Here is a 13,500-nt window from a genome sequence, read left to right on the forward strand (position 1 = left end):
AGACTAGCCGATCGCTGTGATTTCAGGCCCGCGCCGGAACGGCTCGCCACCCTGGGCGGGGGCGGCGTGGTCTGCTGCCACCCCACCATCGGAGCCGGCAACAGCGTCCTTGGGCAGGCGCAGCAGCAACAGGTCGCGTGGCGGAAGGGGCGTCTCGCCGCGAACCACAACGACACCGCGGAACAAGTCTTCAAGCTCTCCGGCGGCTGCGCTGTCAACTGCGGCGTTGCCGCCCAGGACACCGCGCAGGAACCAGCGCGGGCCGTCGATGCCAATGAACCTGGCCACGCGGAATCCCTTGCTGCCGTCCGAGCCTTGCGCGGGCACCTTGGCCAGAACTTCCTTGCCGAACGTGCCGTCCAGGATCTCGATTTCGCCGCCCTGGGACCCGACGGAGAGGCCGATTTGTTCGCGGATGTCACGCCACAGCTTCTCCGAGCGGGAGGCTGCAAACGCCTGCAACTGCAGGCTTGAGCCGTTCAGGTCAAGGGTCACGGCTATGACGCGGGACGTGCTCTCCTCAACTTCAAGACGCAGCGACAGGCCTTCACGTGGGGTGATGAGCAGCGCGCCAAGGTCGACGTATCCGTCGGTTCCTTCGACTTCGGACTCGTCCAGGGGGCCGTGGACCTCCCTGTCGTAGGCAGTGTCCGACGGATCCGGGGGCAGGTCAAGCATTTCCGGGCCCGCGCCGGCAGGTGAGGAACCGGCGTCGTCGGAATCAGTTGTTGCCCGTCCGGGCGTGGCAGGCTCGTCCGAGCCGTTCTTCTTTTTCTTACCGAACCCAAAAGCCATGGGATTAAAGACTCCTTGTAAAAGATGAAGCAAAAGATGAAGCGGTAGGTCTTGGGACGGCTGTCAGCCGTTGCTGTGTCCCGGTGCGGCTTCGCCGGTCGTTGCCGGGGAAAAACCGCCGGTGGATCCGAAGCCGCCGGTGCCGCGCACTGAGTCCGGCAGTTCATTCACCTCAACGAATTCAGCCATTTCCACGCGCTGAATCACCATTTGTGCAATTCTATCGCCCCGTGACAGCGTGATGGAATGGCGGGCGTCGGTGTTGAGCAGCGTCACTGAAATCTCGCCCCGGTATCCGGCGTCAACCGTGCCGGGGCTGTTGACAATGGTCAGCCCCTGCTTGGTGGCGAGGCCTGAGCGCGGGTGGATCAAGGCCACGAAACCAAAAGGCAGTGCAATGCTGACACCGGTGGGGACGAGGGCGCGCTCCCCCGGGGCCAGCACGACATCGATGCGTGTGCGCAGGTCTGCGCCGGCGTCGCCGGGGTGTGCGTAGCTGGGCGGTTCGATACCGCCGTCGAGCATGCGCAGTTGCACGCTCAATGTTGGGCCTCCGGGCTCCGGAAGTTGATTTGCGGGAACTGTTGGAAAAGTCTGTTGGCTCACAACAGCTCACTCTATCGCGAACCGGACGCGGTTCCTGCGGGTGCCCCCGCGCGGACCCTGCACGGAGGTCAGGGCCGCCCAAGGTGAAAAGCTGGCCGAAAGGTGAAAAGCTTGGGTCATGTCATCACAATCGCCGCAGAGCGCAGTGTCCCCCTCGACGGCCAACTACACAGAGAAGCTCTGGCCCAATTTTTGGGGATGGGTGATTGTGCTCGGGCTGTCCGCGGCAGGAATCCTGATCTTCATCCCCATCAGCCCCACCGCCGGATATATCGCCTTCTTTGTCCTGTTGATCGGACAGGCCGTGTTGCTGATTGCCTCCACTCCGACCATTGCCGTCACCGCCGACACGCTCCAGGTTGGCCGGGCACAGATTGAACGCCAGCATATTGGCGAGGTGACGTATTACGACGGCGACGACGCCACCGCTCAGCGCGGCGTCAAGCTCAACGGCCTGGCGTACCTGTGCATTCGCGGTTGGATCAAGCCTGTTGTCAGGATTGAAATCACCGATGCCTCCGACAGAACACCGTACTGGCTCACGTCCTCACGCCACCCCGAACACCTCGCGGCAGCCCTTGGCGGCGGCGTGCGCGGAAACACGGGCCCCGGGGAGCCGGCCCCCGAAGCCTGAATGGCTGCGGCCCCAATGCGCCACCATCCTGGCCTGCCGTCGGACTAATTCCCGCGCGGGTCAGCCTTCGCAGTCCCGGCAGAAGCTCAATCCATCCTTTTCCCGCACCAGCTGTGAGCGGTGCCTGACAAGGAAACACGAGCTGCAGGTGAATTCGTTGGCTTGTTCCGCCAGGATTTCCATGGCCAGCTCGTCGGGAGGCAGTTCGCCACCGGGGAGTTCATGGCTTTCGGCAAGGTCGGACTCGGCGAAGTCAATCACGGCATTTTTGACAGCTGCGTTCGTGTGTCCCGAAGCTGCGTGGGCCGTCCGTGGCCGGTGGTACCCGGTTGTCATTGTTACTTCCTTAAAATCGCTGCCCTGTGCGGCAGACACTAAATACTGCCAACACCGTAAAGTCGAAAACAAGTCACCACCGCAAAGTGATGCCCGAGTTCGCAGCTGGCTTAAGACGCCGGGGTGCTGCGGCGCCGAACTCCAAGGTGCTAGCGTTGAAGTCCCCGCAGCTGGTGGAAGAAAAGTGCGCTTTTTCCAAGCCATCTCACGCCACGCCTGCGCGGGTAGTAGGAAATCGCCCGCATCGGTGGCAAAGTTTCGAAGTGAACCAGAAGAACTATTGGGAGGACGGCATGGCTGATCTGCGGCTTGTGGGTGTCCAGGACGACGGCGGACACTTGCTTCTCAGTGGTCCCGATGGCACCAATTACCGGCTCCCCCTTGACGAGGCGCTGCGCACGGCGGTTGGCAAGACCGCCCACCGCTCGACCAGGACAGCCCAGCAATCGGGCCCCCGGATGTCACCACGGGAAATTCAGGCAATGATCCGGGCTGGATCCAGCGCATCGGATGTTGCCGAGCAGTCGGGGCTGACACTCGAGCAGGTCCGACGCTACGAGGGCCCGGTGCTTGCCGAGCGTGAGTACATCGCCGGCCAGGCCCGAAAGGTGGAAGTCGCTGCCGCCACACCGCACAGTGACGGATACAAGTCGGCCTTTGGCGACAGCCCGGCAACACTTGATGACATGGTCCGGCACCGCCTGGCCGCCTTTGGCATTGACCCGAAGTCCCTGCGCTGGGATGCTTGGCGCGAACAAGCCGGCGCCTGGACGATCAGCGCGGACTTTGAACCCGGCACCCAGTGGGCTGCCAGCAGCATTGGCGAGCCGGCCCCGGCCCTGTGGCGTTTCCATGCAAGCCGCAAGGACCTGCACAATGCCAACCGTTGGGCCCAGCAGCTGAGCGAACTGGAGCCGCTGGACAGCCCCGTTCCCGAACGCCGGCTCAGCGCCGTCATGGACAAGCCCTTCGATGTTGACGCCGAGGCCGCCTTGGCGCGGGCCGATCCCGAAGAGCAGACCGCCACCGAGGGCGACGCTGCCGCAGATCCCGTTGACACCCCGGCCGAGGAAGGCTTCCCCGGCCGAGGCATCCTTGACATGCTCCGCTCACGGCGTGGCGTTCGTTTGGGTTTGGATGAAGACGGCGACGACGAACTTGCCGCCATGCTCGGCACTCATGTCCCCGGCGCCCATCCCCGCGATGAAGCACTCTATGGGTCTCCTTCGGCGCATCCCGTCCCCGACGACGGCAGCACCGGAGACGGCGAGACGGCCAGCGCCACGGAGGGCGACACGAACAGCGGCGCCCCCAACGACGACGCCCAGAACAGTGGCCGCCACAACGGTGACAGCCACCGGACGGATGTCCCCAAGTCCGGGGCCACCGGAGCAAGGGAGCGCCTGCGCGGCATTCCCTTCCTGAAATTGGCCCCCAGTCTTGCAGGCCACGACGAGTCCGGCGTGGACAAGGTCGACAGCGTGGCTGAGGTCAGCACGGAAACCAGGGAGGTCGTCCTGTCAGGGGAACCGGCGACGACCATGCGCCCTGCACCTGCCCGCCTTGAGTCCGCTCCGGCACCAGCCGCCGAACCTGTTCAGGAGCCGGCCGGGGGCAGCAGCAATCCGGATGAAGACGGCCCCAGCGACAGCGAAGTTGCGGAACGGCTTGAGCGCAAGGCCGCAGGCAAGCCCAAGCGCTCAAGCGTTCCCAGCTGGGATGAAATAGTGTTTGGCACCAAGGGCGACTAGTCCGGGCCGCTGCCCTTGCGTTGCTTGTCAGCAAGCACCGCAAGGGCAGCTTTTTTGTGCCAGCCTCCGCAGGAGGTTAGCGGCGCCGGCCCTTGACAGTCTTGGGTGTCACGGGGATCCGGAGCAGCGGAACTTCACGTTCTGCCTTGGTGATGGAGCCGTGCTGGCCAACCACTTCCATGGCCTGCCGGCGCACGCGGCGCAGGTCATAAAACGCTATCAATTCCCTGGCCAGCACCAATACGTCGCCGATCCGGGCGCTGACGGATTCGCTGACATCACCAAAGTATCCTGCGTCCACCGCTTGCTCACGGGTCAGCACCCAGGCCTGCCTGCCGAAGCGCTCCAGCCATGCCGCGACAAGCTGTTCGCGGGTTTCGGCGGTGACGTCCGGTTCCAAATACAGGTGGACCATGCGCGGCTCGCCGGCGGTGTGCCTGACTCCTGCGACCAGCTCCGGGAACACCGAGTAGTCGATGCGCGCGGACCTCGGCACGTCGACCATGCCGTGGTCGGCGGTGAGCAGGATCAAGGTGTTTGCCGGAGCCGTGGCGGCCAGCCGTTTCATGCCGGCGTCGAGTTCCTCCAGCTGGTGCTCCCACTGCGCCGAGTCGGCGCCATGGGCGTGCCCGGCCTTGTCCAGTTCGCTCCAGTACAGGTACACCAGCGCCTTGGGCGTGGCTTCCAGGGCGGCAACTGCCTCCTCCACGCGGGCATGCGGGGACACCGCACCCCGGAAGTTGCTGCCGCGCAGCGCCGCACGCGTCATGGCCGAATCGGCAAATCGTGGCAGGCTCACGGTGGTTGCCGGCACACTCTTCGCCAGCCGCTCGAAAATCGTGGGGAACGGCTGCCACAGCAGCGGGTCAACGCCACCATCCCAGTTGCCCAGCAGATTCACAATCTTGTCCTGCCGCGGATCCAGCACGTCGTAACCGACCATGCCGTGCTGGCCGGGTACGGTGCCCGTGCCCAGCGCCGTCAGCGACGTCGCCGTCGTGCTGGGGAACGCTGCATGAAGTGTGCGGGGGTGTTCGCCCCTGGCGTCGCCCGCCATGACCGAACGCAGGAAGGGTGTGTGCGCCGAGCGTTGCTTCAGCAGTGCCTTGCCCAAACCGTCGACGAGCACCACGCAAATACGCTCGGCAGCCGGCAGCTTCAGGACATTTTCAAAGCCGTCGGCACCCAGCACGGCCGCCGCGCTGCTGAGCACATCACCAATGCTTGACCTGCCGTAGGCGGGAGCCGCCGGCAGTGGCGGCTGCCCGTCCAGCACGTCGGCCTGGGACGCAGACGGTGCTAACGGTGCTGCCGGTGCGGCACCGTTGGCGGGGGCCCGGGCTGTCACGGCGTCAGCGGCGGTGATGTGAGCGGCCCAACCGTGCGCCGAAGGCGGGGAACTTGGTGGCGCCCAGTTCAGAATGGCCGTGGTAAATGGTTCCGGTGTTGGCTGCGCGCAGGGCACGGGCGAAGGCCTTGGCGTCAATGACGGCCTGCAGGCCCTCGGCTTCCGCGCTGATGCGCAACGCGATGTCCTCCTGGGCGATGGTCCCCGAGTAGCCGTGGTCGGCGTCGCACTCCGGATCCCCGCACGACGCCGGACCCATCTCCACACGCTGTCCGCCGGACCAGGCAATGGACAGGGTGAGCTCACGGGCCGGGTCGGAGGGCTTGTAGTCCTGGGGTTGGGCGTAAATGTAGCTGAGCACCACTGACTTGATCTGGCTGACGGGCACCGACTCGGTCGACACCTGTGCCACCATCTGCTCCCCCGACTCATCCAGCTGGTGATCGTCAACGTGCGCGATGACAAGCATCTCCGCCGTCAGAACCAACACCGTGATGTGCCGCTGAACCTCGGTGCGGTCAAAGTGGGTCTCCAAGTGCACCAGATGCGACAGGCTCTCCTGACCGTCCAGGGCGTCATTGACCACATCAGTGACAAGACGGGGGTAAAAGCCCGAGCGCTGGAGCGCGGATTCCAAATCACGGCCCTGGGTGTTGGCCGGCGTGCCGGCTCCTAAGCTGTTCATGAACACCATTTTCGCACTTTGCCGGCAGCGTTGCGAACTGGGCGGGCGCCGGCACCTTGCGGCCACGAGCACCCTGGATCAACTTTTCTAGGAAATCATGGCCCGCCGGGCACTGTCGGTGCGCTGGGCCGGGTTGCCGATGCGCAGGTCCACGGCAAGCACCGTCACCGTGGTGGGGCCCACCAGGATCGGCTTGAATTCCAGGAATGCGACCTCTGGATGTTCGTCCTTGAGCATGGCCACCCTGGCTACGAGGTCCTCCAGCGCCGCCACATTCCCCGCCGGCAGGCCCTCGTAGCCAAAGAGCTTTACGGCTGCCCGCGGTGAACGCACCAGTTCGGCCGTGTCCCCCACCGACAGCGGCGGAACCCTGTGTGCCCAGTCATCGAGCAGGTTTACGGCGTCGCCCGACAGGCCGAAGGAAACCACGGGCCCCAGCAGCGGATCCTCGATGGCCCGCAGGGTGCACGACTGGCCGACCTCGGCCATGGACTGCACTTCCAGTTCCTTGTCACCATAAGGCTTGAGATATTTGCGCATCTGGACAATGTTGCGCCGCAGGGAGTCGGCGTTTTCAATGTTGATGCGCACACCGCCCAAATCGAGCCGGTGCCGCAGGCTTGGGTCGATGGTTTTGATGGCCACGGGCCAGCCCAGCCGTTCGGCCGCGGCCACAGCCTCGTCCTCGCTGCCAAAGGGCACGGATTCCATGACCCCGATGCCGTAATGTCCCAGCAGCTCCCTGGCCTGGGCGGCACTGAGCGTGACGAGCCCGTCGCCGCTCACATTCTCCAGCCACGTGTCCAGCAGGGTTTCCACCGCTTGCGGATTGACGCCCGCCGGGGGCTCAAAGACAGGGGACTCAAGTGTCAGCCAATGCGCGTAGCGGGTTACCGCGGCCAGTGCCGCGATGGCCGCTCCGGGACTTGAATAGGCCGGAAGGGAGCCGGACATTTGCCGGTTGACGTGGATCCGCGGGTCAAAAACGCCGGAGAACACGGCGATGACGGGCTTGCCTGTTTCTTCCGAACAGGCCTGCAACGTTTTGGCAATGTTTTCAACGGTCAGCCCGATGACCGGCAACAGCGTCACAATCGCCGAGTCCACGCCGTCGCGGGCCAGGGCTTCGAGCACCGTGCGCCGCAGCAGTGGCAGCGCCCTGGACTGGCCGGTGTCCAGCATGAGTGTTGACTCGAGAGCCGCAACAGTGAGCCCGTACTGTTCGGTGGCATCGGCCACAACGCTGCCCATGGCGGCGGAATTGCCGATGATGGCAAGCCCCGGTCCCTGGGGCAGCGGCTGTCCCACAACAATCTGGGCCACGTCGGAAAGCTCCTCAATGGTGTTGACCCGCACGACGCCGGACTGGCGCAGCATCGCATCAAGGGCCCCTGCCGGTGCCTGGGTCGTGCGCACGACGTGCCCTGGCGGCAGTCGCAGCCCCATGGAGTCCGACTTCGCGACAATGACTGGTTTGCTGCGGGCCAGCCGCCGGGAGATGCGGGAAAACTTGCGTGGATTGCCGATGGATTCCAGGTACAGGGCGCAGGCGGTGGTGTTGGGGTCGTCCTCCCAAAACTGCATCATGTCATTGCCCGAAACATCCGCCCTGTTCCCGGCCGAAAGCATTGTCGACATGCCAAGGTCACGCCGGCTCATCGAGGCAAACAACGACACCCCCAAGGCTGCGGACTGGGTAAATATGCCGAGCCCGCCCGCGCGGGGCAGGGCCGGGGCCATGGAAGCGTTCAGGGACACGGCCGGGTCGGTGTTGGCCAGGCCCAACGACGCCGGACCCACCAGCCGCATGCCGTTTGCCCTGGCTTGGCGCACCAGGGCGCGCTGCCTCGCAAGGCCGGCTTCGCCGTCGTCCGCAAAACCCGCCGTGGCAACCACCAGGCCCTTCACGCCGGCCTTCCCGCACTGCTCAACGACTGCCGGCACTTGGCTGTAGGGGACCGCGATGACGGCCAGGTCCACCGGCCCGGGCACCTCTGAAATGCTGGCGTACGGCAGCATCCCGGACACCTCCAGGGCGTCCTGGTTGACGGCGTGGATGGTGCCGGTGAACGTGCCTTCAACCACGTGTTCGAGCAGTTGCTGGCCCACACTCCCCCACTCCCTGCTGGCACCAATGACGGCCACGGAGGTGGGGGCGACCAGGCCGGCCACGCTGCGGGCCTCGGCACGGTGCTCGCGCGACTCCATGACGGCGCGGGACTTTTCCGTCGGGTCAATGTCAAAGTGCAGGGAAATGACGCCGTCGTCAAAGTGCCGGTGCACCTCGTATCCGGCCTCCGAGAAGACCTGGATCATCTTGCGGTTCTCGGGCAGGACCTCGGCGGAGAACTTGCCGATGCCGTTCTCCCTGGCGGCCGCGGCCAGGTGTTCCAGGAGGATGGAGCCAAGTCCGCGGCCCTGGTTGGCGTCGGAAACGTTGAAGGCAACCTCGGCCTCGGCAGGGTCGTCGAGCCTGTCATAGCGGCCGATCCCAATGATCTCGCCGCCGCGGGTTATGACAAATGCCACACGGTTGCGGTAGTCAAGTTCGGTGAAGCGCCGCAGTTCCTTGGCCGTGAGCTTCGATTTGTACGTAAAGAAGCGCAGATAGATGGAATTTTGTGACTGCGCCATGTGAAATGCCTGCACGGCGTCCGCATCTGCGGCCGTCATGGGGCGCAAATGCCCGGTTCCTCCGTCCCGGAGGACAACATCGGCTTCCCAATGGGCCGGATATTCGGGCGCGGGCTCTGGCTTCACCATAGAATCACTGTACCGACATGATTCGCTTTTTAGCGTGCATGCCAGCCCGCAACACCCCCGTGCAGAAAAGGAACCGCCTCGATCATGGCCAAGCGCCAAGCTCCCGCAGCCGACGACTTCGTTGAAAACATCGTTGACATTGATGTTTCAAGTGAGATGGAAGGCTCCTTCCTGGAGTACGCCTATTCGGTGATTTACTCCCGGGCGCTCCCTGACGCCCGCGACGGGCTCAAGCCCGTGCAGCGGCGCATCCTGTACATGATGAGCGAGATGGGGCTGCGCCCGGACAAGGGACACGTCAAGAGTGCCCGCGTGGTGGGCGAGGTCATGGGCAAGCTGCACCCGCACGGCGACACCGCCATCTACGACACCATGGTGCGCATGGCCCAGGACTGGACGCTGCGCCTGCCGCTCATTGACGGGCACGGGAACTTTGGTTCGCTCGACGACGGCCCGGCCGCCCCCCGCTACACCGAGGCGCGCCTTGCGGCGGCCGCCCTGGAGCTGACGGGAAACCTGGATGAAAACGTGGTGGACTTTGTCCCCAACTATGACAACCAGATGCTGCAGCCGTCGGTGCTGCCTGCCGCCTACCCGAACCTTCTGGTCAACGGTGCCAGCGGCATCGCGGTGGGCATGGCCACCAACATGGCCCCGCACAACCTCGGCGAGGTCATTGCCGCCGCACAGCACCTGATTGCGAATCCCGACGCCACCCTTGAGGACGTCATGGCGTATGTGCCGGGGCCGGACCTGCCGTCGGGCGGGCGCATCGTGGGCCTGCAGGGCATCCGGGACGCGTACGCCGGAGGCAGGGGGTCCTTCAAGACACGGGCCAAGATCGCCGTCGAACAGCTCTCCCCGCGCCGCGTGGGCCTGGTCGTCACCGAACTGCCCTATTTGGTGGGTCCGGAAAAGGTACAGGAAAAACTCAAGGACGCCCGCAACAACAACAAGGTTGCCGGTGTCGCCGACTTCATTGACCTCTCCGACCGCAAAAACGGCTTGCGACTGGTCATTGAGCTCAAGAACGGCTTCAACCCGGCCGCCGTCATGGAACAGCTTTACCGGTACACCCCGCTCGAGGAATCCTTCGGCATCAACAACGTCTGCCTCGTTGACGGACAGCCGCAGACACTGGGCCTGCTGGCACTGCTGCAGGTCTTTGTCACCCACCGCATCGACGTGGTCCGGCGCCGCACCGCCTTCCGGCTGGGCAGGAAGCGGGACCGCCTGCACCTGGTCGAGGGCATGCTCATCGCCATTGTGGACATCGATGAGGTCATCCAGATCATCAGGACCTCGGACGAGGTTGCCGCGGCCCGGGAACGGCTCATGGCCATCTATGACCTGTCCGAGATCCAAACCAACTACATCCTTGACCTGCAACTGCGCCGCCTGACCCGGTTCTCCATGGTTGAGCTGGAAACCGAACGGGATGAGCTGCGCCGCGAGATCGCCGCACTCGAGGCCATCCTTGGCTCCCAGGAATTGCTGCACCAGCTGGTGTCAGATGAGATGGGCGAGGTGGCAGCGAAATACGCCACACCGCGCCGGACGGTGCTGCTGGAATCCGAGGCCATGGCGCCCTCGGTGGCCAAGGCACTGGCCGCCGGCCCCGGCGGGAAAGCCGGAAAGGCCGCCCCTCTGGCCCTGGAAATTGCCGACGACCCCTGCTGGGTGCTGCTCAGCGCCACGGGGCAGATTGCCCGCACCAGCACAGCCGATCCGCTGGCTGAATCTGGCGGGCGGAGCAAGCACGATGTCTTCTCCTCGGTGCTAAAAACCACGGCCCGGGCAGAAATCGGCGCCCTGACCTCGCTGGGCCGCATGCTCCGGCTGTTGGTCGTGGACATGCCGGTCCTGCCGCCCACTGCCGCCCTGCCAAATCTGGCCGGCGGGGTCGCCGCGAAGGACTTCATCACGCTCACCAAGGGCGAATCACTGGTGGGCTTTGTGCCGTTGAACAGCATTTTCGCGGTCGGCACGGCGTCCGGCGTCGTCAAGCGCGTCACGCCGGAATACCCGCTGAACCGCGACGACTGGGAGTACATCTCGCTCAAACCCAAGGATTACGTGGTTGGCGCCGCTGTTGCCACGGACGACGACGATCTTGTGTTCATCACCCAGGGCGCCCAATTGCTGCGGTACAGTGCCGCCGTTGTTCGTCCGCAGGGTCGCACTGCCGGCGGCATGGCAGGCATCAAGCTGGGCGCGGGCGACACTGTGTTGTCCTTTGGCGTGGTCTCCCCCACCGACACGGACGCTGTTGTCGTCACCGTGGCCGGCGGCCAGGAAGCCCTGCCGGGCACGCCGTCGGGCTCCGCGAAGGTCACCTCACTTTCCGAGTATCCTGCCAAGGGCAGGGCCACCGGGGGCGTGCGGGCGCACCGCTTCCTCAAGGGTGAGGACAGGCTGTTTGTGGCCTGGGCCGGGCACGGACCCGCCAAGGCGTCAACGAGTACCGGGGTGGCGCGGGCACTGCCAGTGGAGCACGGCAACCGGGACGGCTCGGGCGTGGCACTCAGCGCCACGATCGACCTTGTCGGGCCCAGCCTGGGCGGAAGCGATTCAGCCGACACTGGATCGGGCGGAACCGAGCCGGGCGCTGCTGGCGGCACAGCCGCAGCGCCCGCCGCAGCGCCGGCTCCTGCCAATGCACCCGCGAAGCCAAGCCGGGCACCGGCTGCCCCGGCCAGCGACCCGGCACCCATCCCGGACAGCACCCAGGAAGCCTTCGAACTGCCCCTGGACTAGTCCCCAACTCCTCCCCAAATGAAGCCGCTGGCGCGTCTTCATTTGGGGCCCCTCGGAGTTGTGGGCCCAGCGAATCGGGCTCGTACCGCCGCTGGCGCGACTTCATTCGGGGCCCCTCGGAGTTGTGGGCCCAGCGCTTCGGGCTCGTACCGCCGCTGGCGCGTCTTCATTCGGGGCCCTGTGCCGCGTCATGCCAACCACTCCCGCCAGCGGCAATTGCTGCCCGGCACGTGAGCATAGACTGGCCCCATGGCGATCATTCCTGATGATAAAGACTGGACCTGGGTGCTTGAACGGCCGTGCCCCGAGTGTGGATTCAACGCTTCCAAGGCAACTCCTGCCACTGCGGCGACCATGTTGCCGGCCGTCCTGCCGCGCTGGCAATCGGCCCTGCGCCGGGCCAATGTTGAGGACCGCACCAGGCCCGACACGTGGTCAGTGCTGGAATACGCGGCACATGTCAGCGAGCTCTTTTGCGTGTTTACGTCCCGCCTGGAGCTCATGCTCAGCGAGGACAACCCAACCTTTGCCGATTGGGACCAGGACCAGGCCGCCCTGGATGGCAGCTACTCCACGCTTGACCCTGACGATGTCGCCCGGGATCTGGTGCAGAACGGCCTTGATGCCGCTGCCGCCTTCGGGGCAGTCACCGGCGATCAGTGGGGGCGCCGCGGCCTGCGCAGCAACGGCTCGGAGTTCACCGTGGTGACCCTGACCGGGTATTTCATGCACGACGTCGTCCACCACCTGCACGACGTCAACGCCTGACCGCACCGGCAACTTCTACAGCGGCTTGTCCCACGCCATGCTTCGGCGCTGGGCCCGATACCCCATGCGCTCGTACAGTCCCAGGGCACCGCTTGGATTTTCCGTGTCCACATCCAGTGCGGCGTGGTCCAGGCCCGCCGCCGCAAAGCGGACCATGGCGTCGGTCAGAATGGCCGGAGCGATGCCGCGGCCACGCCACGCCCGGCGCACGCCAAGCAGTTCGGTGTAGCCTTCGCGGCGGCCGTGCCGTGCCTCCACGTCGGGGTCGACTGTGGCCAGCTGATACCCGGCAACGTCGCCGCCGGCCTCGTCAATCGCGACGGTCGACAAGTCCAGGCGCAGGTGCTCGTGGGTCATCTGGACGGCCCACTGTTCGGCGGTGCGGGGCTCGGAACCCCAGTGGTCGGCAAACGCCTCGTTGTGGGCCAGCCTGACTGCCTCGGACAGCTCCGCCGTCCACGGCACAATGGAGATCCCGGCGGGCACCGGCACGGCGGTGACATCCACCAGCGGGCGCAGCATCTCGGAGAAATACCGCACCACCGAGTACCCGGCACCGGCCAACAGGGCCCGCAGCGCTGGATTGTCTTCTTCCACATAGTTACGGGCCCTCGCACCCGGCTGCCCGTCGGCCGCGAATCGTTCCGCGGCCCTGGCTTCCTGCCACGCCAGAACGGCCGAGCCCACGCCGTGCCGCTGCCATGCCGGATCCACCCCACCCAGCACGTACGCCTTGTCCCCGCCGGGATTCTTTACGACCCGCCCGAAGGCGCGCAGACCGCCGTCGGCATCCACGCCTGCCACCGAATTCTCCGCAACCGGGTTCACGGCATCGGAGAAGGCCGCCTCCAGCTCGGACCGCTGCGCATGCCACGGCGCCTTTTCAAACGCCGCAATGCGCACGACCAGCTCAAGCCACGCCTCCACATCCGCGGCTGCCAGCGGGCGGAACCTGAGCCCGTCGGCACTGGGGAACGAGGCCGCTGGGGACTGCTGGTCGGGGCGCGGATCCGTGGTCGGCGGGATTTCTGAACGGCGTGTTTCTGTCATGCCCCAA

Annotated in this window: 11 protein-coding genes; 4 read left to right on the forward strand and 7 right to left on the reverse strand. The window is 65.5% G+C overall.

The features are described 5' to 3' along the window. Nucleotides 1–3 precede the first annotated feature (3 nt). The gene (locus ACT3TS_RS03380; RefSeq protein ID WP_444530068.1) at nucleotides 4–795 is read right to left on the reverse strand and encodes a DUF3710 domain-containing protein; all 792 of its coding nucleotides are present in this window, start codon (nucleotides 793–795) and stop codon (nucleotides 4–6) included. 63 nt (nucleotides 796–858) lie between these two features. Beyond that, entirely contained in the window at nucleotides 859–1,401 is a 543-nt protein-coding gene (gene dut / locus ACT3TS_RS03385) for a dUTP diphosphatase (RefSeq protein WP_444530069.1), read from the reverse strand. 118 nt (nucleotides 1,402–1,519) lie between these two features. On the opposite strand from dut, the gene ACT3TS_RS03390 reads away from it, so the two are divergent. Beyond that, nucleotides 1,520–2,035: a DUF3093 domain-containing protein gene (locus ACT3TS_RS03390; RefSeq protein WP_444530070.1), complete on the forward strand. Its 516-nt coding sequence runs from the start codon at nucleotides 1,520–1,522 to the stop codon at nucleotides 2,033–2,035. Between the two features lie 60 nt (nucleotides 2,036–2,095). On the opposite strand, the gene ACT3TS_RS03395 is transcribed toward ACT3TS_RS03390, so the two are convergent. Further along, nucleotides 2,096–2,371, reverse strand: a complete 276-nt coding sequence (locus ACT3TS_RS03395; RefSeq protein WP_444530071.1) for a DUF4193 family protein — start codon at nucleotides 2,369–2,371, stop codon at nucleotides 2,096–2,098. Nucleotides 2,372–2,634: 263 nt separating this feature from the next. Here ACT3TS_RS03395 and sepH point away from each other — a divergent pair, with 263 nt between their 5' ends. Further along, a complete protein-coding gene (gene sepH, locus ACT3TS_RS03400; protein WP_444530072.1) occupies nucleotides 2,635–4,122 on the forward strand; it encodes a septation protein SepH in 1,488 nt (495 codons plus the stop codon). Nucleotides 4,123–4,198: 76 nt separating this feature from the next. Here sepH and ACT3TS_RS03405 read toward each other — a convergent pair whose 3' ends face one another. From ACT3TS_RS03405 to ACT3TS_RS03415, 3 genes are all read right to left on the reverse strand, one after another. Then, complete coding sequence (locus ACT3TS_RS03405; RefSeq protein WP_444530073.1) at nucleotides 4,199–5,470, reverse strand: alkaline phosphatase family protein; 1,272 nt, start codon at nucleotides 5,468–5,470, stop codon at nucleotides 4,199–4,201. A gap of 4 nt (nucleotides 5,471–5,474) precedes the next feature. Beyond that, nucleotides 5,475–6,155 carry a DUF5998 family protein gene (locus ACT3TS_RS03410; protein ID WP_444530074.1) on the reverse strand — a complete coding sequence of 227 codons (681 nt, stop codon included), beginning with the start codon at nucleotides 6,153–6,155 and terminating at the stop codon, nucleotides 5,475–5,477. A gap of 87 nt (nucleotides 6,156–6,242) precedes the next feature. Next, nucleotides 6,243–8,918 (reverse strand): bifunctional acetate--CoA ligase family protein/GNAT family N-acetyltransferase, encoded by a 2,676-nt coding sequence (locus ACT3TS_RS03415; RefSeq protein WP_444530075.1) that lies wholly within the window; start codon nucleotides 8,916–8,918, stop codon nucleotides 6,243–6,245. A gap of 84 nt (nucleotides 8,919–9,002) precedes the next feature. Between ACT3TS_RS03415 and ACT3TS_RS03420 the strand changes: the two genes are divergently transcribed. Further along, the gene (locus ACT3TS_RS03420; protein WP_444530076.1) at nucleotides 9,003–11,675 is read left to right on the forward strand and encodes a DNA gyrase/topoisomerase IV subunit A; all 2,673 of its coding nucleotides are present in this window, start codon (nucleotides 9,003–9,005) and stop codon (nucleotides 11,673–11,675) included. A 249-nt stretch (nucleotides 11,676–11,924) separates the two neighbouring features. Further along, entirely contained in the window at nucleotides 11,925–12,443 is a 519-nt protein-coding gene (locus ACT3TS_RS03425) for a DinB family protein (protein ID WP_444530077.1), read from the forward strand. 15 nt (nucleotides 12,444–12,458) lie between these two features. Here ACT3TS_RS03425 and ACT3TS_RS03430 read toward each other — a convergent pair whose 3' ends face one another. Continuing rightward, nucleotides 12,459–13,493 (reverse strand): GNAT family N-acetyltransferase, encoded by a 1,035-nt coding sequence (locus ACT3TS_RS03430; RefSeq protein ID WP_444530078.1) that lies wholly within the window; start codon nucleotides 13,491–13,493, stop codon nucleotides 12,459–12,461. Between the last annotated feature and the right edge of the window lie 7 nt (nucleotides 13,494–13,500).

The organism is Specibacter sp. AOP5-B1-6, assembly GCF_052376555.1.
Lineage (GTDB): Bacteria > Actinomycetota > Actinomycetes > Actinomycetales > Micrococcaceae > Specibacter.